Source organism: Streptomyces tateyamensis (assembly GCF_003205575.1).
Classification (GTDB): Bacteria; Actinomycetota; Actinomycetes; order Streptomycetales; family Streptomycetaceae; genus Kitasatospora; species Kitasatospora tateyamensis.
Genome location: NZ_PYBW01000024.1, coordinates 23,722 through 43,259 on the forward strand (window position 1 = coordinate 23,722; position 19,538 = coordinate 43,259).

Genomic DNA, 19,538 nt, shown 5'->3' on the forward strand with positions numbered 1-19,538 from the left:
CCGGGCGTGCGGGAGCGGGACGTCGGCCCGGTCGACCTCCCGCTCCCGCACCGGCCCGCAGGGGGCGCGATCCTGGCCCCCTGCCGGCCGCCGTAGGCTGGCGGTGGATTCGCGGACGAAGGAGTGACCATGGGACGAGTGACCGTACGGCGGCCGGTGCTGCGGCTGCGCGACGGCTCGCCCACCCAGCGGCCGGACACCCTGGCCGCCGAGGAGCCGATGGAGATCCGGGTCGGCGGTCGGCCGCTGACCGTCACCATGCGCACCCCGGGCGACGACTTCGACCTCGCGGCCGGCTTCCTGGTCAGCGAGGGGGTGCTGCACCACGCCGAGCAGCTGGCCGCCATCCGCTACTGCGCGGGCGCCACGGCCGACGGCGGCAACACCTACAACGTGGTGGACGTGGCCCTGGCCCCCGGGGTCGCGGCCCCGGACGCCTCGCTGGAGCGCAACTTCTACACCACCTCCTCCTGCGGCCTGTGCGGCAAGGCCAGCCTGGACGCGGTGCGCACCACCGCCGCCTGGACCGTCGCCGAGGACCCGCTGCGCACCACCCCCGAGGTGCTGGCCACGCTGCCCGACCGCCTGCGCGCCGCCCAGCGCGTCTTCGACACCACCGGCGGTCTGCACGCGGCCGGCCTGTTCACCGCCACCGGCGAGCTGATCGCGGCGCGCGAGGACGTCGGCCGCCACAACGCGGTCGACAAGGTGATCGGCCACGCGCTGCGCCAGGGCCTGCTCCCGCTGCGCGACACCATCCTGATGGTCAGCGGCCGGGCCTCCTTCGAACTGGTCCAGAAGGCCGTGATGGCCGGCCTCCCGCTGCTCGCCGCCGTCTCGGCCCCCTCCTCGCTCGCCGCCGACCTGGCCGCCGACTCCGGCCTCACCCTGGTCGGCTTCCTGCGCGGCACCTCGATGAACGTGTACTCGGGCGCGGAGCGGCTGACCCTCGGGGAGTGACGCGCCGTCAGTTCGCGAGCTCGCGCTCCTCGGCCGAGGCGAGGCGGAAGAAGAGCGGGGGCAGGGCGAGTTCGAGGACCGTCAGGACCATCACTGGCTCACCGAGCCGGCCTGCGACCGGACGGCGCTGCGCGACATCTGCGTCGGCGCCCTCCTCGGCGCCCTGCGCCCGCTGCTGCCCCCGGATCCGGAATCGGCGTGACGCGGCAGGCGGCAGCGGAGTACCGTCCCCGGATGCCCACGCTCTTCGAACCGCCGCTGCTCACCCGCCTGCAGTCCGCCGAACGGATCCTGATCGCCGGGGCCGGCGGCGGCTTCGACGTCTACGCGGGGCTGCCGATCACGCTGGCGCTGCGCGCGGCGGGCAAGGAGGTGCACCTGGCGAGCCTGTCGTTCAGTCACCTCTACGGGCTGGACGCGGAGGTCTGGCTCGAGCCGGAGGTGGCCCGGATCACCCCGGACACCCGCTCCGCCGAGCGGTACTTCCCCGAGCGGACGCTGGCCCGCTGGCTGCGGATCCACGGCATGCCCGACACCGTGTGGGCGTTCGCCTCGGTCGGGGTGCAGCCGCTGCGCGCGGCGTACCGGGCACTGGTCGCGCACCTGGGGATCGACGCGATCCTGCTGGTGGACGGGGGCACCGACATCCTGATGCGCGGCGACGAGGCCGGGCTCGGCACTCCCGAGGAGGACATGGCCAGCCTGGCCGCCGTGGCGGGGCTGACCGAGGTGCCGCAGCGCCTGGTGGCCTGCCTGGGCTTCGGGATCGACGCCTACCACGGCGTCAGCCACACGCTGGTGCTGGAGAACCTCGCCGCCCTGGACCGCGCGGGCGGCTACCTCGGGGCCTTCTCGCTGCCCCGCGACTCGCGGGAGGGTGCGCTCTACCTCGACGCGGTCGCGCACGCCCAGGCCGCGTTCCCGGAGCACCCGAGCATCGTGCAGGGCTCGGTGGCGGCCGCGCTCGAAGGGCGGTTCGGGGACGTCCGGTTCACCGAGCGGACCAGGCACAGCGAGCTGTTCGTCAATCCGCTGATGACGCTGTACTTCACCGTGACCGTCGAGGCGCTCGCCGCGCACAACCTCTACCTGGACCGGATCGAGCGCACCGTGCTGACCCGTCAGATCAGCACGGTGATCGAGGAGTTCCGGGACGGGCTGGCGAGCCGGCGCCCGCCCCGGATGTTCCCGCACTGAGCGGCGCGGGCGAGACGGGCGCGCCGGCCGGCTCGGCGCCGTGCGGGATGGAGCCAACCGGATGGCGTGCGGTGACATACCGTCAGGCCGACGACCGTGCAGCACCGTTTCTGCGGTGCGGGTACCTACCATGCCGACCATGAGCAGAATGATCCGTGGCCGCCTGCACGCGTGGGCCGCCGCTGCCGCCGCTGTGCTGGTCGTCACCGCCACCACCGCCGCCGCCCCGGGCGCCGCCCCGCAGGACGAGCTGCCGCCGGACATCGCCGCGATCATGCACAAGGCCCCCTACGACCACGCGCAGTGGGGTCTGCTGGAGATCGACACGTCGACCGGACGGACCGTGCACTCGCAGTTCGCGGACCAGTTCTTCACCGCGGGCTCGACCACCAAGCTGGTGACCCTCTCGGCCGCCTGGCACACCGTCGGCCCGGACCACCGGTTCACCACCCCGCTCCAGGCGGTCGGCACCCGCAACGGGTCGACGCTGACCGGGAACCTCGCGCTGGTCGCCCAGGGCGACCTCACCATGGGCGGCCGCACCCGGCCCGACGGCACGGTCGACTACGTGCCGCTCGACCACACCTACGCCAACGACCTGCCTGGGGCCACCCTCACTCCCGAGGACCCGCTGGCCGGCCTGGACCAGATCGCCCAGCAGGTGCGGGACGCGGGCATCACCGAGGTCGACGGCGACGTGGTCATCGACCCCCGCCTGTTCACTCCCCCGGCGCTGGACCCGCAGCCGACCCCGATGATCATCAACGACAACGTGATCGACCTGCTCAGCACGCCGACCACCCAGGGGCAGCCGGCCCAGCTGAGCTGGCGCCCGCAGGTGGCGCCGTACCAGGTGACCTCGACCGTCATTACCGGCGCACCCGGCAGCCCGACCGACATCAGCGTCTCCGCATCCCCCGACGGCACCCGGATCTCGCTGTCCGGCTCGATCGCCGCCGACGCCAAGCCCGCGCTGAAGATCTCCCAGGTACGGGACCCGAACGCGTTCGGCCGCACCGCACTGATCGAGGCCCTGGCGCGGGCCGGGGTCACCGTCACCGCCCCGTCGACCGGCAGCAACCCGGACGCGAAGCTTCCCGCCTCCTACGACGGCGACCAGCAGGTGGCCGCCTACGTCTCGCCGCCCTACCAGCAGTACGCCAAGCTGGTCCTGAAGGTCAGTCACAACCTCGGTGCCAACCTGGCGCTGTGCCTGATGGCCACCGCACGCGGCAGCCACGACTGCAACGACGGCTTCGGGATCGAGCGGGAGTTCCTCGCCGGTACCGCCAACGTCGACCCGGGCCAGTTCCAACTGGTGGACGGCCGCGGCGTGGCCGAGGACAAGGTCACCCCGACCGGAATCAGCCAGATCCTCACGTACTGGCTGCACTCCCCCGAGGCGGAGGCCTTCCGCTTCGCCCTGCCGATCCTGGGCGTGGACGGCACCGGCGCCCTGTCCTGCACCCACGACTGCCCCGCCAAGGGCAAGGTCTTCGCCAAGCCCGGCACCGTGATCGGCCTCGACGACCTGAACCAGCGGCTCACCGTCGGTGCCCAGGGCCTGGGCGGCTACCTGGAGACCGACGACGGCTGCCTGCACATCTTCTACGTCATGGTCAACGGCGCGTCGACGCCGGACATCCCGGGGTACCTGGACATCAACGAGGACGTGAACACCATCGCGGCACTGCTCCAGGAGCACGCCTCGGCGGACCGTTCGCACCCCTGACGCCTGACACCGAGCGCCGTCGGGCAGTCCGACCGGACTGCCCGACGGCGCTCAGCCGCTGCGGATGCTGATGAGCGGTCAGCGGTCAGCGGCCCGGCTCGACCTCGGCCGGGCCGCTGCTGTCCGGTGCCACCCGGGTCGGCGTGGTCGCCCCGTCCTGCGGGGTGCCCAGGCCGCGGCGGACCGAGTCCAGGATGGTCAGCCCCTGGCTGACCAGGCCCGCGGCGATCTCGCCCAGGCCGTCCGCGCCGTTGAGCACGTTGACGTTGGCGCCCGCCAGGCCGCCGGCCGCCTCCTTGACGATCTGCGGCAGCTGGTCGATCAGCATCCGGTCCAGCGCCACCCGGTCGTACGAGGCCGCCGCCTCGGCCTGGATCTTCATCCGCTCGGCCTCGGCCAGCGCCAGGACCCTGATCCGCTCGGCCTCCGCCTCGGCCGGCTTGACCACCTCGGCCACCAGCTGCTGCTGGCGCAACAGCGCGGCCCGCTGCGCCAGTTCGGTCTGCGCGTCGAGCACCTCCTGCTGGGCGTGCGCCTGGGCCAGCGGGCCGGCCTGGGCCGCCTCGGCCTGGGCCCGGTCCACCTCGGCGCTGTACTGCGCCCTGACCACCGCCGTCTCCCGGGCGTACTCCGCCTGCCGCCGGGCCGACTGCTGCTCCGCCTCCACCGAGGCCTGGGTCGCCTGCGCCTGGGCGATCTGGGCCTGGCGCTGGATCGCCGCCCGGTGCGGGGCCGACATCGCCGAGATGTACCCGGTGTCGCCGTCGTCGATCGACTGGATCTGCAGCGAGTCCACGGTCAGGCCGATCTTCGCCATCTCGGCCTTCGAGGTGTCCAGCACCTCGGTGGCGAGCTTCTGCCGCTCGGTGACGATCTCCTCGACCGTCATCGAGCCGATGATGGCGCGCAGGTGGCCGGCGAAGATCCGGCCGGTCAGCACGGACATCTGGTCCTGGTCGGAGAGGAAGCGCTGGCCGGCGTTGACGATGCTCTCGCCGTCGTTGCCGACCTTGAAGGCGATGACCGCACGCACCGTCAGCGCGATGCCCTGCCTGGTCACGCAGGTCTCGGCCACCTCCGCCTCGCACATCGCCAGGGTCAGGAAGCGGACCTTGCGGAAGACCGGGAACACGAAGGTGCCGTGCCCGGTCACCACCCGGAACGGCGCGCCCGACAGGCCCCGCTTCCCCCCGGAAATCAGCATCGCCTGGTCGGGGGCGGGAACGCGGTAGCCGAACATCCTGATTGTCTCCTCAAGCCTGACCGTCGGCGCTGTCGGCCCACGGATCCTCGGTCGGGTCGGTCCACTCGGCGACGTCGACCTGCCGAGCCCCACGCGACTCGATCACCAGGACCGTCGTCCCCCTCGGCAGCGGCTGCTCCGACCAGGCGAGGAAGGTCTCCGAACCGCCCCTGATCCGCACCAGCACCTCGCCGGGACCGGCTTCGCCCCGGGTGGCGATCAGCAGCACCCCCGGGGAGCCGATCACGGCCTGGTCCGACACCATCGGCGACGGCCCCTTCCTCGTCGAGCGTCCCCCGGCCATTGTGCCAGTCAGGACCGCCCTTGCCGAGAAGGCGCGCAGCCGGGTCACCGGACCGGAGCAACCGCGGGCGTGGCCGTGGTGGACGTGCGGTGCGGGGCCGAGCGCCCCCCGGCCGGCAGCAGGTACTCCGCCACTGCCAGGGCGCCGCCGGTCTGCGCGCCGGACAGGTGCACCAGGTAGGAGCCGGCGGGCGCCCGAAGCCGTTCCGCGGTGCCGGGTCGGATCATCGCCGGGTCGGTCATGGGCGCGGCACACCGACCGCCGCTACCTCCTGCTCACCGGCCCGCAGCCTGACCCGACGCCCTATCAATTGTCAACCCGGCAGCTTGAGTTCGTCCTGTTGACTGACGTCCTGTCATGACCAGACTGAGTCAGGTCCCGGTTCCCTCGTCGAGACTGAGAAGAGATCAGACCATGACGGTGTACGCGGCCCCCGGCCGGACCGGATCGATCGCCGACCTGCACAACCGCTACGACCACTGGATCGGCGGGCAGTTCGTGCCGCCCGCGCGCGGCCAGTACTTCGAGAACCCGTCCCCGGTGACCGGCGAGGTCTACTGCGAGATCGCCCGCGGCACGGCGGAGGACATCGAGGCGGCCCTGGACGCGGCGCACGCGGCCGCCCCCGCCTGGGGCCGGACCGCCCCGGCGGAGCGCGCGCAGGTGCTGCTGCGGATCGCCGACCGGATCGAGCAGCACCTGGAGATGCTGGCGGTCGTCGAGGTCTGGGACAACGGCAAGCCGGTACGCGAGGCGCTGGCGGCCGACCTGCCGCTCGCGGTCGACCACCTGCGCTACTTCGCCGGCGCGCTGCGGGCCCAGGAGGGCTCGCTCTCGCAGCTCGACGAGGAGACGGTGGCCTACCACCTGCACGAGCCGCTGGGCGTGGTCGGCCAGATCATCCCGTGGAACTTCCCGCTGCTGATGGCGATCTGGAAGCTCGCCCCGGCGCTGGCGGCGGGCAACGCCGTGGTGCTCAAGCCGGCCGAGCAGACCCCCGTGTCCATCATGGTGCTGATGGAGCTGATCGCCGACCTGCTGCCGCCCGGCGTGGTCAACGTGGTCAACGGCTTCGGCGTCGAGGCGGGCAAGCCACTCGCCGCCAGCTCCCGGATCCGCAAGATCGCCTTCACCGGCGAGACCACCACCGGCCGCCTGATCATGCAGTACGCGAGCGCCAACCTGATACCGGTCAGCCTGGAGCTGGGTGGCAAGAGCCCCAACCTGTTCTTTGCCGATGTGGCCGACCGGCGCGACGAGTTCTACGACAAGGCGCTGGAGGGCTTCGCCATGTTCGCCCTCAACCAGGGCGAGGTCTGCACCTGTCCGTCCCGGGCACTGATCGAGGGGTCGATCTACGACGGCTTCCTCGGCGACGGCCTGGCCCGGGTGGCGAAGATCCGCCAGGGCAACCCGCTGGACACCGAGACCATGGTCGGCGCCCAGGCCAGCAACGACCAACTGGAGAAGATCCTCTCCTACATCGAGATCGGCCAGGCCGAGGGCGCCAAGCTGCTGGCCGGCGGCGAGCGGGTGGACCCGGGCGGCGAGCTGTCCGGCGGCTACTACGTCGCGCCGACCGTGTTCGAGGGCGACAACGGCATGCGGATCTTCCAGGAGGAGATCTTCGGCCCGGTGGTCGCGGTCACCCGCTTCGACGGCTTCGACCAGGGCATCGCGATCGCCAACGACACCCTCTACGGCCTGGGCGCGGGCGTGTGGAGCCGCGACGGCTCGACCGCCCACCGCGCCGGGCGGGCCATCCAGGCCGGCCGGGTGTGGACCAACTGCTACCACCTCTACCCGGCGCACGCCGCATTCGGCGGCTACAAGAACTCCGGCATCGGCCGGGAGAACCACAAGGTGCTCCTGGAGCACTACCAGCAGACCAAGAACCTCCTGGTCAGCTACTCCCCCAAGGCGCTCGGGTTCTTCTAGGACGACGCAGCGCGAAGACCGAAGAGGAATCCCGGACAGGAAGACCGGTTCCCCCGCGATGACCGAGTTCTCCCAGGTCGCCGTCACGCCCGCAGCAGCCGAGCTGCTGCGGGCGCTGACCGCCGACCACGGCCCGCTGATGTTCCACCAGTCCGGCGGCTGCTGCGACGGCTCCGCCCCGATGTGCTTCCCCGCCGGCGAGTTCGCCACCTCCGAGGCCGACCACCTGGTCGGCCACCTGGAGGTCGCGGGCCTGGCCCCGATCCCGGTCTGGATGGCGCGCGACCAGTACGCCTACTGGTCGCACACCCACCTGACCATCGACCTGGTCCCCGGCCGCGGCAGCGGCTTCTCCCTCGAAGCCCCCACCGGCAGCCGCTTCCTGACCCGCTCCCGACTGCTCACCGACGAGGAGGCGGCGGCGCTGCTGACCTGAGGCGAGGTCTGACGGCCCGAGCCGGCAATTGGATGGTGTGCCGGCTCGGCACCCCCGTAGACTCCCGTTCCCGTGACTGAGCAGTGGACAGAGCAGTGGGACCGGACCGCGGCCGTGGCGGCCGACGCGAAGCTCGTCGGCGCGGCGGTCTCCGTCGCCGGGGCCGGGATGGTGGACCGCGAGGTGCTGGCCGAGGTGGTCGCCCTGTGCGCCGTCGCGGGTGAGCACCTGCTGGTGATCGGTGCCCCCGGGACGGCCAAGTCCGAGGTGGTGCGGCGGGTCGCCGGGCAGCTCGGCGGCGAGTACTTCGAGTACCTGCTCGGCCGCTTCACCGAGCCCAACGAGCTGTTCGGCTCCGTCGACCTGCGCCAGCTGCGCGAGGGCGTCGTCGAGTTCGAGACCGCCGGGATGCTGCCGCAGGCCGAGGTGGCCTTCCTGGACGAGGTCTTCCTCGGCTCCACCGCCGTGCTCAACACGCTGCTCGGCCTGTTGAACGAGCGGGTCTTCCGGCGCGGCCGCACCACGCTGGCCAGCCCACTGCGGATCTGCGTGGGCGCGGCCAACAGCCTCCCCGAGGACCCGGCGCTGGAGGCCTTCGCCGACCGCTTCCTGGCCCGGGTGTTCGTGGAGCCGGTGCCGGACGACCGGCTGGAGGAGCTGCTGGAGGCCGGCCGCCGGCCCGCACCCGCGCTACCCACCGACGGCAGCCTGCTGCCCGCCCTGGACCGGCTCGCGACGGCCGCCCGCGACTGCGCGCTCGACCAGGTCACGCCCGCGGTCGCCGCTGCCGTGCGGCGACTGCGGGCGGCCGGCGTGCCGCTCAGCGACCGGCGGGCGGTGCGGGCGCAACGGCTGATCGCCGCGGCGGCGGCGCTGGACGGCCGCACCACGGCGACCTCCCGCGACCTGTGGGTGCTGCCGCTGGTCGCGCCGACCGCCGACGCGCAGGCGCTGGCCCGGGACACCCTGGCGGACCTGGTCGGCGAGGCCGGCAGCGGCAGCCTGGTGTACGCCGCCGAGGAGCTGTCCAGGGGTGCCCGGGCCCGGGCGGGGCGGCTGGGCCGGGCCGGCGCCGAGCTGCTCGCGGAGCTCGCGGCGACGGTCGCCGAGGTGTCGGCCGACAGCGCGGCGACGGCTCCCGGCGCAGGTGCCGGCGTTGGCGTTGGCGCGACCGCCGCCGCCACGCCTGCCGTCCGTGACCTGCGGCTGCGCCTGGAGGCCACCCTGCGCGAGATCGACGCCTCCTTCGACCCCGCCGACCTGCCCGAGGAGCTGGGCGGCATACGGGCGCAGTTGGTCGCCGCGGTCCGCCCGTGACCGGGCCCGCCCGCACCGCGCTGCGCTGGGAGCGCCGGGAACCGCCGCTGCCGGTCGCCGGGGTGGCCGGCCTCGGCCCGGCCGCCGTCGGCCTGGCGGTGGCGACCCGTGAGCGGCTGGCCGCCGGCGCGGGTCTGCGCGCCGCCGCCGACTCGGACACGCTGGTCGTGCTCGGCGAGCCCGGCGAGCTGCCGTGGGCGGAGGGGGTCCGCTACCTGGGCTGGGACGGCGGCGCGCTGGTCCCGACCACCGCGCGGCCCTGGCCGTCGGCCGCGCTCTGGCGGGAGGCCCTGGTGCCGACGGCAGCGAGCGACGGCGGTGCGCCGCGCCTGGTGGTGCTGCTGCCGGAGGCGGCACTGGTCGCCGAGCTGCCGACCCGGTCGGCCGCACCCGAGGCCCTGGACCTGGTGACGGGCTACGCCGCCGCAGTCGCCTTCGACGGCGGACCGGAAGGGAGCTGAGCCGGTGACCACCGCACAGTCCACCCGCCTCCTCCCGGCCGCCCTCGCCCCCTGGAGCGAAGGCCTGTCCGTGCTGACGCCCGCACTGGCCCTGGCGATCGGCCCGCTGGTGCGCCGGATCGACACGCTGATCACCGAACGCGAGCCGCGCACCGCCCGGTCGGGCGAGCCGGACGGCTACGGCGGGCTGACCCGGCGCGGCGCGCTCGATCAGCTGCGCCCGTCCGAGTGGCTGCTCGCCGACGAACTGCCCGAGGAGTTCCTGCGTCGCTTGACGAGCCGTGAACTCCTCTACACCGCGCCGGAGTTCCGCGACCTCGGCGCACGCGGCCGAGTCGTCGTGCTGGTCGATACCGGCCCCGGCGCGGCGGGTGCGGCACGGCTGGTGCAGCTCGCCGCGCTGGTCGTGCTGCACCGCCGGGCCGCCGCGCGCGGTGCGGAGCTGGTGGTGGGCGTCCTCGGCGATCCGCCGGACGACTGGCTGACCGGCGAACTGCCCGAGCTGCTGCCGCGCTGGCTGGACGCGCGCCGCGACACCGAGCCGGACGCCGCCGCCGTGGCCCGCGCCCGCGCGGCGCTGGACGCGCCCGACGAGGCCTGGCTGCTCACCACGCCCGTGCTCGCCGCCGAGCTGCCCGGCAGCCGCCGCACGCTCACCGCCGATCCTTGCGGCTGGAGCGCCGCCGGTGCCACCCGGGTGCGCCTGGCCCTCGGTCCCGCGGTGGCCGAACTACCGCTGCCGGCACCGGACCTGGCCGTCCGCGCGCTGCGCGGCGCCGAGTTCCGCCGGGCGGCGCAGCGCGTCCCGATGGCGGTCGGCGGAGTCCGGCTGCCCGTCTTCAACAGCACCTTGCCGATCCTGCTGGCCCGCGGGAAGACCGCCGACCACCTGGTCACGACCAAGCTCAACGGCGCCACCCGGCAACCGGGCCGACCGCGGACCCACGGCTTCGGGTACCCCGTCGTCGCGGCGGCCTCGGTGGGGCGGCGCCTGATCGCCCTGGTGAAGGCGGCCGACAGACTGGAGCTGCGGTCCATCGGCCGCCCGCTCGGCCCGGCCCCCTGGCCCGGCGTCGATCTCGGACGGACCGCCCTGGACCTCCCGGACCTGAACGCGCTGCTGGCCGGGCCGGTGCTGCCGCTGACCTTCGAGGACGGCCTCGTGTCGGTCCCGCTGGCAGGCCGCTGGTGGTCCTTCTCCGCGACCGGCGAACTGCGCGACGACGGCCCGGCCGGCACGCCCGCCGACGACCCGACCGCGTTCAGCTGGGCACGTGAACCACGGCTGTTCGGCGGCGAGTTGCCGAGCGAGGTCGCGGCGGCCGAGCGGCTGGTGTTCGCCAAGCACGCGGTCGCCTGGTCGCCGGACGGCGAGCAGTGGCAGGTCCTGCTGCGCGACGGCACCCGGACCAGGCTGGTCGTGCCGGACGGCGCCGAGGTGATCGGCCTGGTCCACCACGGCCCCACCGTCGCCCTGATCACCTGCTCCACCGCCGGCGTCCTGCTGCGCAGCGTGCGGCCCGAGAGCACCCGCACACTCAGCCGGCTGTCCGGCGGCACCACCCGCCCGGTGGTCCACCCCAGCCTGCCGTTGATCGTCACCGAACCGGCGCCCGGCCGGGTCCTGGTGGGGGACGCGCTGACCGGGCAGATCCACCTGACTGTCAGGAGCGCCACGTGAACGGTACGGCGGCCGGACTCCACCGGCGTCTGGTGACGGCCGCGGCCTTCGTCCTGGACGTGCCGCTGCTCGGTGTCGACGAGGCCGCCGAGCGGGTGCTGCGGTACTGGCGGGGCGGCGCCCGCCTCAGTGAACTCCCCTGCGGTTCCTGGCTGCTGCAGCTCGCCGAACCGGTCCAGCTGCGGGCCGACCGCGGGCCGGGGCTGCCGCTGCTGGCCCGCGGCGGCGCGCTGGTCGCACTCGATGCGGTCGACGCGGTCGACCCGGTCAAGGCGGTCAAGGCGGTCCACGCGGCTGACGCGGTCAGGGCGGTCGACGTGGTCGACGTGGTCGACGTGGTCGACGTGGTCGACGTGCCGGAGGTGGCGGCCGAGGCCGGGCAGCTGGTCCGGTGGCGCGGTGGTGTGCTCGAGCGCCACCACCTCGCCGAACTGCCGCGACTCGACCCGGCCGGCTGGCTCGACCTCGCTCAGCTGACGGTCCGTACGCTGCTGCCGCTGGACACCGCGCCCGATCCGCTCCCGGTGCTCGATGCGGTGCTGGAGCCGCCGCGACCCGACCTGCGCGCGGCGGCCGGAGTGCGCCCCGCCTCAGCGCGGGCGCAGCGGATGCAGGAGCGGGGCCTGCCCGCCGCGGCGGAGACCGGTGGCCGTGGTGTCGTGCGAACCGTGCTGGGGTGCGTCTGCGCCCTCGCCGTGCTGGGCCGGTTCGGGCCGGCGGCCACCCGCGGTGGCGCGGAGGCCGTCCTCGCGCTGGTGGTGCTCGTGGCCGCGGTCGCTGTCTTCGCGGCAGCGTCCCGGCGGGCGGACACGGGCGGCGGACGCGGGCACGGGGCACCCGCCCGCCCGGCGGCGCCCGCACCCGGCCGCCGCGCCCGGCGCCGGACCTGGTGGTCGTCCCTGCTGGCGACGCTGCTCGGCCGCCGAACGGCCGCCGGACCCGACAGTGCTTCGCACAGCGCCGGTGCGGCGAACCGCCCCGCCCCGGAGGCCCGCGCCGGTCGCCGCACCGGCCGCACCGCCTGGTCCCGGCTGGCCGGGTGGGCCGCCACCCTCACCCTGCGCACCCCCGTCGCGGGGGCGGTGCAGGGTCGGCACGCCCGCTACCTGCGGGCGCTGACCGAGGCGTTCGAGCAGCGCAGGTGGGAGGACGCGCTGCGCGATGCGGTGGCCCTCGGCGGCCGGCCGGACCAGACCGAGGCCTCCTGGCTCAGCCTCGGCCTGCCCCCGCGGCGCACCGGCGAGCTGCGCCCGAGCCCGCACCGTGCGTCCATCACCCGGACCTCGCCGCTCTCGCTGCCCACCGTCCACCAGCACCTCAGCGCGCTCTACCGCCAGGCGGCCGAGGCCCTGGAGCGGGAGGGCCGGATCGACGAGGCCGCCTTCGTGCTGGCCGACCTGATCGACGCCCCCGCCGAAGCCGTCGCCCTGCTGGAGCGCCACGGCCGGCACCGCACCGCCGCCGAGCTGGCCGAGGGCCGCGAGCTGGGCGCCGAGCTGGCCGTGCGGCTCTGGTGGCAGGCCGGCGACCGGGACCGCGCCGTCCGACTCGCCGAGCGGACCGGTGTCTTCGCCGCCACCGTGCAGCGGCTCACCGCGATCGACCTGGACGCCGCGCGCGGCCTGCGCACCGCCTGGGTGCGCTCCCGTCAGGCGGCCGGTGACCGGCTCGGCGCCGTCGAAGCCGCCTGGCCCGACGAGCGGTTGCGCCCGCTGATCGCCGGGGACCTGCGGGACGGCGTCGCCCTCGGCGGCGCGGCCCGGGCGTACTCGCTCGCCCACCTGCTGGCGCTCGGCGCGGGGGAGTCCTGCGCTCCGCTGGTCCGCACCCTGCTCGCCGACCGCGCGCCCGAGCACCACGCGCAGCGCGCCCGGCTGGCCGCCGCACTGGCCCGTCGCCCCGGCAGCGACCCGGCCCTCGACCGGGAGCTGGCGACGGCGGCGGTGCGGGCCGTCGTCCGGGACGGCGGCTTCGGCCCCGACATCCACGAGCAGACCGGACGCGAGCTCTTCGACGGGCTGCGCAAGCGGGCCGATCCGCTCACCGCCGCCGACCTGCGCGCGCCGCGGGCCGCCTCGACCGGCGCCCCGACGTCCGGCGGCTCGCCGCGGGCCGTCAGCGCGGACCCGGAGCCGGGCCGCCTGCCGCTGCACGACGCGGTCGCCCTGGACTCCGGCTCGGTGCTGGTCGCCTGCGGTCACGCGGGTGTCCGGCTGCTCAGTGCCGACGGCCGGGTCCGAGCCCGCTGGGACACCCCGGCCGACCGGCTGGTGGTCGCCGACCACGGCGGCGTCGCCCTGCTGGTCGCGCGCTACGGGCGCACCAGCGAGATCTCCCGGCTGGACCTGGCCACCCGCTCGGTCCGGCGCTGGACCTCCCTGAGCGCCCGCGAGGTGGTGCGGTCCTTCGACGGCCGACTGCTGATCACGGTGGACGAGGACGGCATCGCCGTGCTCGACACCCTGGCACCCCGGCCGACCGTGGTCTGGCGCGAACTCGGCGGCGGCTCCCGCCCGGTGGGCCTGCCGGCCCGCACCCCGGGCAGTTGCAGCGCCGTGGTCGCCACACCGCGAGTGGCGGGCACGGCGTCGCGGGCGGGGACGGGCGCGGGCTCGCCGTGGTTGGCGGGCTCGCCGCCGCTGGTCGAGCGGTGGCGCTGGGAGCTGCCGGGCTGGCATCTGCGGTCCCGGCTGGCGCTGACGGACCTGCCTTCGCCCGACGCGGTGCTCGCCGACGGGACGCTGCTGGCGCTGACCGCGACCGAGGACGGCACGGAGCTGACCGCCCACCGTGAGTCGCAGCAGCCGGAGCGGCGCACCCTGCTCGGCGACCGGCGGCCGATCCTGCTCGCCGACGGCGACCTGCACGCGGTGGCGACCGGCACTCCCGAGGGTGCTGCCACGCTGGCCGTCGGGCGCGGTGCCGACCTGCGGGTCCGGTCCCAACTCAGCTTCCCGGGCGCGGACCCCGCCGGCCTGGGCCTGCGCCGGCACGGCGGCACCGTGACCTGCTGGCACCGCGACGGCCGCCTGGTCGCGCTCGGCGCCGAGGACAGCCGGGTCCTCGCCAACCTGCGCATCACGGCTGACTGACCGCCGGCCGACCGCCGGCCGGCTACCGACCGAGCGCCGACCGAAAGCCGACCGGCTGACCGCCGACCGAGCGCCGATTGGCCACCGGTTTCCCCGGGCACCCTGCTGTCGTTCCTCCGTGATCGGCGCGTAGGGTGCAGTCCCGGAGCTCAGTAGGGGCCTTCGGCCGGAACGGGGTGGACGCGTGACAGGGTCGTGGAACGGGGCCGGGCTGCCGCCCGTCGCGGCGGCGCGGGTCGCCGAGGTGCGGGCCAGCGGGACCTGGTCGTCCGCGCTGTCGACCGGCGAGTTCGCCGCGATCAGGTCGGTCGGCTTCGAACCTGTCGGCCAGGTGATGGGCTCGGCGGTCTACCACGTCGGTCGCAGCGGCCGGTACTGGGGCTACTACGACTGCCTCTATCCGGGTGCGGGCCGGGTCGGCCGCTGGTCGAGCCCCGCGGGCGTCGCGCTCTCCGGCAACGGCGCGCCCTCCGCCGGTCTGGTCCAGGTGCTGGACGCGGCGCGGCGCGCGGCGCTGGGCCGGATGACCGCCGAGTGCGCCGCACTGGGCGGGGACGGCGTGGTGGCCGCCCAGCTGAGGATGGCTCCGTTCCCGGCCGCGCCGAACTGCCTGGAGTTCAAGGTGATCGGCACCGCCGTACGGGCGGCCGGACCGGTGCGCCCGCGCTGGCCGTTCACCTGCCACCTGGACGGCCAGGGCTTCGCCAAGCTGGTCGCGGCGGGCTGGGTGCCGGTCGACCTGCTGGTCGCGATGTCGATCGGGGTGCGGCACGACGACTACACCACCAGGCGGCAGTCGAACTCCTGGTCCAACACCGAGGTCGACGGCTGGACGGCCCTGGTGCACCACGTCCGAGCCGACGCCCGGGTCCAGTTGCGCCGCCAGGCCGGGCTGCGCGGGGGCGACGGGCTGATCCTGGCCGACAGCGGCCTGGAGGTGTGGGAGGAGCCCTGCATCCACAGCAGCCAGAACAACGAGCAGCAGGACCACGTGGTGGAGAGCACGCTGCTGGCCACCACGATCGCCCGCTTCGCCACCGCGCCCGCCGCGCCGCGCACCCTCACCGTGCTGCCGCTGGACGGCAGCGGCGACCGCCTGCGCCGCCGCCTCGCCCAGGCCGCGCGCCGCTGAGCCGCCGGTCTGCTGCACCGGCCCGTTGGCGGCCGGTCCGTTGAGCCGCTGGTCCGCTGAGCTGCTGGTCCGCTGAGCCGCCGTCACATTTACCACCAAGGGGAGAATGACCCAGATGAGCACCTTCGATCCCACCGCCCAGGGTGTGCCCGCCGACGCGATGCGGCGGCTTGCCGAGCTGCAGCCCGGCAAGCCCGGCTCGATCTTCACCAGTGACCTGTCGGTCAACGAGTTCCTGCTGGTCCGCGAGGCCGGGTTCCAGCCGATCGGCCTGGTGCTGGGCAGCTCGATCTACCACGTCGGGATCCAGCTCGGCCGCTGGGGCAAGAACCAGGAACTGGAGACGCTCAGCCAGGCGATGTACCACGCCCGGGAGTTGGCGATGACCCGGATGGAGGCCGAGGCGTCCCAGCTGGGCGCGGACGGCATCGTCGGCGTCCGCCTCACCGTCGAGGCCCGGGAGTTCGGCTCGGACATCGCCGAGTTCATCGCCATCGGCACCGCGGTCAAGGCCGACCGGCCCGCTCCCGGCGGCACCAGCTGGCGCAACAACAAGGGCCAGCCGTTCACCTCGGACCTGTCCGGCCAGGACTTCTGGACCCTGATCCGGGCCGGCTACGCACCGCTCGGCATGACCATGGGCACCTGCGTCTACCACATCGCGCACCAGAAGATGGGCTCGGTCTTCTCCAACATCGGCAAGAACGTGGAGATCGAGCAGTACACCCAGGCGCTCTACGACGCCCGCGAGCTGGCGATGGCGCGGATGCAGGCCGAGGCCGAGGAGCTGCAGGCCGAGGGCATCGTGGGCGTCCAGCTGAACGCCCACAACCACCGCTGGGGCGGCCACACCACCGAGTTCTTCGCGATCGGCACGGCGGTCCGCCCGCTGCGTGCCGACCACGAGATCGAGCGGCCCACCATGGTGCTCAGCCTGGACGGCTGAGCCTGCAGACCCACCAAACCGCTTCGAGGAGTGAGATGACCGACCACGGCGAGATCGAGCCCACCGCCCAGGACCAGGGCTCGATCGACCTGCTCGCCGCCGCGCTGCGCCGCGACGCCGCCGATCTGGAGGTGTACGCCCAGGTGCTGACCGGCACCCTCGCGGACGCCCTGCCGCCCGGCGCCGTCGCGGTCGAGCGCAAGCGCAGCCTCGGCGACCGGATCGCCGGCCGGCCCGGCCACGTCGAGCGGCTCGAAGTCACCCTGGACGACCAGCGGTTGATCCTGACCGTGGCCACCGGGCGGCCGAGCGGCGAGATCTGCAAGGTGGTCCGCGGCGTGGTGCTGTCCCGCCGCCCGGTCCCCCTCGACGAGTGGACCCGCGAGCTGGCGGCCGCCGTGACCGCCGAGGCCCGCTCCAGCGCCCGCGCCCGCGAGGCCCTGGAGCGCCTACTGCTCGGCGGCTGACCCGGCCACCCGACTACCCGGCCCGCAGCAGTCGGTGACGGGCGATCAGCTCCCGGTACCAGCCGTACGAGGCCCGGGGCGTGCGCTGCTGCGTCTCGAAGTCGACGTGCACCAGGCCGAATCGCTGGTGGTAGCCCTCGGCCCATTCGAAGTTGTCCAGCAGGGACCAGGTGTAGTAGCCGCGCACGTCGACGCCCTCGCGCAGGGCGGCGGCCAGCGCGTCGAGGTGGCCGGCCAGGTAGTCGATGCGCGGCTGGTCGGGGACGGTCTCCTCGGCCACCGCGCAGCCGTTCTCGGTGATGGTGATCGGCGGGAGCGCCGCGCCGTAAAGCTCCTTGAGGCCGACCAGGAGCTGGCGCAGTCCGTCGGGGACGATCGGCCAGCCGAAGGCGGTGTGCGGGACGTCGGCGATGTCGAGCTGGGTGAACGGCAGGGCCGGGTCGGTCGGGGCGCCGATCCGGGTGGGGTTGTAGTAGTTGACGCCCAGTCCGGCCAGCCGGGGGCCGGCGATCAGGTCGAGGTCGCCCGGCCGGACGGCGCCATACAGGTCGTCCGGGACGCCGAAGGCAGCCAGGTCCGGATAGCGGCCGAGCAGCAGCGGGTCGGTGAACAGCCGGTTGTGCAGGGCGTCGTAGGCCTGCGCGGCGGCCACGTCGGCCGGCCCGTCGGAGGCCGCCCATACCGGAGTGAGGTTGTTCGTGATCAGCACCGCCAGCCCCCGCTCCTGCAATGCGGCGGCGGCCAGCCCGTGCCCGAGCAACTGGTGGTGCGCGGTCGGCAGCGCCTCCAGCATCAGCGCCCGCCCCGGGGCGTGGACGCCTAGCGCATAACCGAACACCGTGTGCACGAAAGGCTCATTGAGGGTGATCCAGGCCGGCACGCGGTCCCCGAGCCGGTCGGCCATGATGCCGGCGTACTCCGCGAACCGGTACGCCGTGTCGCGGGCCAGCCAGCCGCCGCCCTCGGCGGAGCCGCTGTTGGACGGAGTCTCCAGGGCCTGCGGCAGGTCCCAGTGGAACAGGGTCGGCAGCGGGGTGATCCCGGCCGCGAGCAGCTCGTCCACCAGGCGGTCGTAGAAGCCGAGACCGGCCTGGTTCACCGGACCGCGGCCGGCGGGCTGGACGCGCGGCCAGGCGATCGAGAACCGGTACCCGTCCACCCCGAGCTCGCGCATCAACTCCACGTCCTCGCGGTACCGGTGGTAGTGGTCGCAGGCCACCGCCCCGGTGTGCCCGCCCTTCACCGCTCCCTCCCGCCCCACGAACACGTCCCAGACCGACGGCCCCCTCCCGTCCTCGCCCACCGCCCCCTCGATCTGGTAGGCGGCCGTGGAGACACCCCACCGGAAGCCCGCCGGAAAATCATGCAGGTTCGGCACTACACCACACCCTCTCCATCGAACATGAGCAAATCTCATATTAGTGCCCGGTCGTCGGAGCACCAGAGGCGGCACGCTCGTGCCGACGAAGTCGGTGGCCGTCGCCGAGGCTGCGCCAGCGGTGACGTCAAGGCGCAGCGTGAGCCGAGCCAGGCGCTGTGGTGCTCAGCGTGGTGCCGACGCGGCGCGTAGCGCTGGTCAGGCGGGCGCCCAGGGTCGGACGTCCCGGCCAATGACTGCCCACCAGGCCGGAGTTACGGCCGGTACCCCGATTCGGTCCGGGGGTGGACTGGGCGGCCCGGACGGAGCGGACCGGCCCGCGCGCCGGGTGGCTGTCGGAATCCCGCCCGGCGCTTTGGCGCCAGCCTGAAGGGCTACTGGTAGGGCTGGGCGGCAGCCAAGCTTGAGCCATCGCCACCGGGAAGCAACCGGACGGCGAACGGACGAGGCGCCACCGCGGGACGCCGGGTCCACTCCCGTCCACCACCTGCTCTCCAGAAGGACAACGCTCGTGACCCGTCTGCCCGTTGCCGTCGCCACCGCGGTCGCCGCCCTCGCCACCGCCACCGCCGTCCTGCTGCCGGCCGCCTCCGCCACCACCCTTGCCGAAGCGGCGACCGTTTCCGTCGCAGCCACTGCGGGCACCTCCACGGCCCCGGTGGCCCCCGGCGAGCTCCAGTGGGGCTGACCCGGCGGTCGGCGTCGTCCACTCCGGCGTGGAGTGCCCTGCAGGACATCCCCGCCGTCGTGCAGGAACTCCGCACCCAGAGCACCGCGCACCCGGGCGAGCTGCTGGGCGTGATCTGCGCGGACACCAGGGTGGGCGAGCTGATGGTCCGGGGCATCGCCCAGCATGCACGCATCGTGCCTGCCTCCGAAGCACGCGGCCTGGAATTCGACGGGGTCGTCGTCCTGAACCCCGAGGAGATCATCACGACCCGCCCCGGCGGCGAGAGGGACCTGTACGTAGCCCTGACCCGGGCCACCAAACGCCTCTGCACCATCACCACGGCCACGGGCGCGGGGCCAATCCACCTCGCTCCATAAATCCAGTGGCACTGGTCGTCAGTTCAGCCGTACTGTCCGATGGTTCGCCTACTTCCAATCTTCCCGAGAGGCCACCTGTGCGCCGCTGGTCCTATCTGCTTCCCCCGTTGCTGCTCTGCGGACTTCTGGGCATCCCCTCGTCGGCGACCGGCGCGGTCACTGCGGCGCCGCTCCCACCACTCAGCGGCCAGATGCCCCTGGGGGCGT

17 protein-coding genes and 1 pseudogene are annotated in these 19,538 nt (G+C 74.2%); 14 read left to right on the forward strand and 4 right to left on the reverse strand.

The window, feature by feature from the left end:
• Positions 1–129: 129 nt before the first annotated feature.
• From fdhD to dacB, 3 genes are all read left to right on the forward strand, one after another.
• On the forward strand, positions 130–960 hold the full coding sequence (gene fdhD, locus C7C46_RS07235; RefSeq protein WP_110666953.1) for a formate dehydrogenase accessory sulfurtransferase FdhD: 831 nt from the start codon (positions 130–132) through the stop codon (positions 958–960).
• Between the two features lie 234 nt (positions 961–1,194).
• A complete protein-coding gene (locus tag C7C46_RS07245; RefSeq protein ID WP_110666955.1) occupies positions 1,195–2,157 on the forward strand; it encodes a DUF1152 domain-containing protein in 963 nt (320 codons plus the stop codon).
• A gap of 139 nt (positions 2,158–2,296) precedes the next feature.
• Positions 2,297–3,889, forward strand: a complete 1,593-nt coding sequence (gene dacB / locus C7C46_RS07250) for a D-alanyl-D-alanine carboxypeptidase/D-alanyl-D-alanine endopeptidase (RefSeq protein WP_245984266.1) — start codon at positions 2,297–2,299, stop codon at positions 3,887–3,889.
• A gap of 85 nt (positions 3,890–3,974) precedes the next feature.
• Here dacB and C7C46_RS07255 read toward each other — a convergent pair whose 3' ends face one another.
• The 3 genes from C7C46_RS07255 to C7C46_RS07265 all read right to left on the reverse strand — a co-directional run bounded on the left by C7C46_RS07255 (position 3,975) and on the right by C7C46_RS07265 (position 5,678).
• Positions 3,975–5,129, reverse strand: a complete 1,155-nt coding sequence (locus tag C7C46_RS07255) for a flotillin family protein (protein WP_245984267.1) — start codon at positions 5,127–5,129, stop codon at positions 3,975–3,977.
• Between the two features lie 13 nt (positions 5,130–5,142).
• On the reverse strand, positions 5,143–5,397 hold the full coding sequence (locus C7C46_RS07260) for a hypothetical protein (protein WP_110666960.1): 255 nt from the start codon (positions 5,395–5,397) through the stop codon (positions 5,143–5,145).
• Between the two features lie 83 nt (positions 5,398–5,480).
• On the reverse strand, positions 5,481–5,678 hold the full coding sequence (locus tag C7C46_RS07265; protein ID WP_110666962.1) for a hypothetical protein: 198 nt from the start codon (positions 5,676–5,678) through the stop codon (positions 5,481–5,483).
• 172 nt (positions 5,679–5,850) lie between these two features.
• Here C7C46_RS07265 and exaC point away from each other — a divergent pair, with 172 nt between their 5' ends.
• From exaC to C7C46_RS07310, 9 genes are all read left to right on the forward strand, one after another.
• Positions 5,851–7,374 (forward strand): acetaldehyde dehydrogenase ExaC, encoded by a 1,524-nt coding sequence (gene exaC / locus C7C46_RS07270; protein ID WP_110666964.1) that lies wholly within the window; start codon positions 5,851–5,853, stop codon positions 7,372–7,374.
• 58 nt (positions 7,375–7,432) lie between these two features.
• Positions 7,433–7,810 (forward strand): DUF779 domain-containing protein, encoded by a 378-nt coding sequence (locus C7C46_RS07275; protein WP_110666966.1) that lies wholly within the window; start codon positions 7,433–7,435, stop codon positions 7,808–7,810.
• A 72-nt stretch (positions 7,811–7,882) separates the two neighbouring features.
• A complete protein-coding gene (locus tag C7C46_RS07280) occupies positions 7,883–9,127 on the forward strand; it encodes an AAA family ATPase (protein ID WP_110666968.1) in 1,245 nt (414 codons plus the stop codon).
• Positions 9,124–9,588: a bpX5 domain-containing protein gene (locus tag C7C46_RS07285; protein ID WP_110666970.1), complete on the forward strand. Its 465-nt coding sequence runs from the start codon at positions 9,124–9,126 to the stop codon at positions 9,586–9,588. The genes C7C46_RS07280 and C7C46_RS07285 overlap by 4 nt, the downstream gene beginning before the upstream one ends.
• Before the next feature lie 4 nt (positions 9,589–9,592).
• Positions 9,593–11,269, forward strand: a complete 1,677-nt coding sequence (locus C7C46_RS07290) for a hypothetical protein (RefSeq protein WP_110666972.1) — start codon at positions 9,593–9,595, stop codon at positions 11,267–11,269.
• Positions 11,266–14,361, forward strand: coding sequence for a bpX6 domain-containing protein (locus C7C46_RS07295; RefSeq protein WP_110666974.1), 3,096 nt, complete (start codon positions 11,266–11,268; stop codon positions 14,359–14,361). The genes C7C46_RS07290 and C7C46_RS07295 overlap by 4 nt, the downstream gene beginning before the upstream one ends.
• Positions 14,362–14,545: 184 nt before the next feature.
• Positions 14,546–15,493, forward strand: coding sequence for a heavy metal-binding domain-containing protein (locus C7C46_RS07300; RefSeq protein ID WP_110666976.1), 948 nt, complete (start codon positions 14,546–14,548; stop codon positions 15,491–15,493).
• A gap of 115 nt (positions 15,494–15,608) precedes the next feature.
• Positions 15,609–16,439, forward strand: a complete 831-nt coding sequence (locus C7C46_RS07305; protein WP_110666978.1) for a heavy metal-binding domain-containing protein — start codon at positions 15,609–15,611, stop codon at positions 16,437–16,439.
• Positions 16,440–16,474: 35 nt separating this feature from the next.
• Complete coding sequence (locus C7C46_RS07310) at positions 16,475–16,906, forward strand: hypothetical protein (RefSeq protein ID WP_110666980.1); 432 nt, start codon at positions 16,475–16,477, stop codon at positions 16,904–16,906.
• A 13-nt stretch (positions 16,907–16,919) separates the two neighbouring features.
• Here C7C46_RS07310 and C7C46_RS07315 read toward each other — a convergent pair whose 3' ends face one another.
• Complete coding sequence (locus tag C7C46_RS07315; RefSeq protein ID WP_425470033.1) at positions 16,920–18,275, reverse strand: GH1 family beta-glucosidase; 1,356 nt, start codon at positions 18,273–18,275, stop codon at positions 16,920–16,922.
• Between the two features lie 520 nt (positions 18,276–18,795).
• Here C7C46_RS07315 and C7C46_RS34845 point away from each other — a divergent pair.
• Positions 18,796–18,972, forward strand: coding sequence for a hypothetical protein (locus C7C46_RS34845; protein WP_181442236.1), 177 nt, complete (start codon positions 18,796–18,798; stop codon positions 18,970–18,972).
• A 47-nt stretch (positions 18,973–19,019) separates the two neighbouring features.
• Positions 19,020–19,331: pseudogene (locus C7C46_RS07320) on the forward strand (ATP-dependent DNA helicase); the annotation flags it as partial.
• Between the last annotated feature and the right edge of the window lie 207 nt (positions 19,332–19,538).

Bases quoted from the DNA above. Each gene is read 5' to 3' on its own strand.
- C7C46_RS07265 (WP_110666962.1), bottom strand. From the start codon at position 5,678: ATGACCGACCCGGCGATGATCCGACCCGGCACCGCGGAACGGCTTCGG.
- C7C46_RS07305 (WP_110666978.1), top strand. From the start codon at position 15,609: ATGAGCACCTTCGATCCCACCGCCCAGGGTGTGCCCGCCGACGCGATG.
- C7C46_RS07310 (WP_110666980.1), top strand. From the start codon at position 16,475: ATGACCGACCACGGCGAGATCGAGCCCACCGCCCAGGACCAGGGCTCG.
- C7C46_RS07245 (WP_110666955.1), top strand. From the start codon at position 1,195: ATGCCCACGCTCTTCGAACCGCCGCTGCTCACCCGCCTGCAGTCCGCC.
- exaC (WP_110666964.1), top strand. From the start codon at position 5,851: ATGACGGTGTACGCGGCCCCCGGCCGGACCGGATCGATCGCCGACCTG.
- C7C46_RS07275 (WP_110666966.1), top strand. From the start codon at position 7,433: ATGACCGAGTTCTCCCAGGTCGCCGTCACGCCCGCAGCAGCCGAGCTG.
- C7C46_RS07260 (WP_110666960.1), bottom strand. From the start codon at position 5,397: ATGGTGTCGGACCAGGCCGTGATCGGCTCCCCGGGGGTGCTGCTGATC.
- fdhD (WP_110666953.1), top strand. From the start codon at position 130: ATGGGACGAGTGACCGTACGGCGGCCGGTGCTGCGGCTGCGCGACGGC.
- dacB (WP_245984266.1), top strand. From the start codon at position 2,297: ATGAGCAGAATGATCCGTGGCCGCCTGCACGCGTGGGCCGCCGCTGCC.
- C7C46_RS07255 (WP_245984267.1), bottom strand. From the start codon at position 5,129: ATGTTCGGCTACCGCGTTCCCGCCCCCGACCAGGCGATGCTGATTTCC.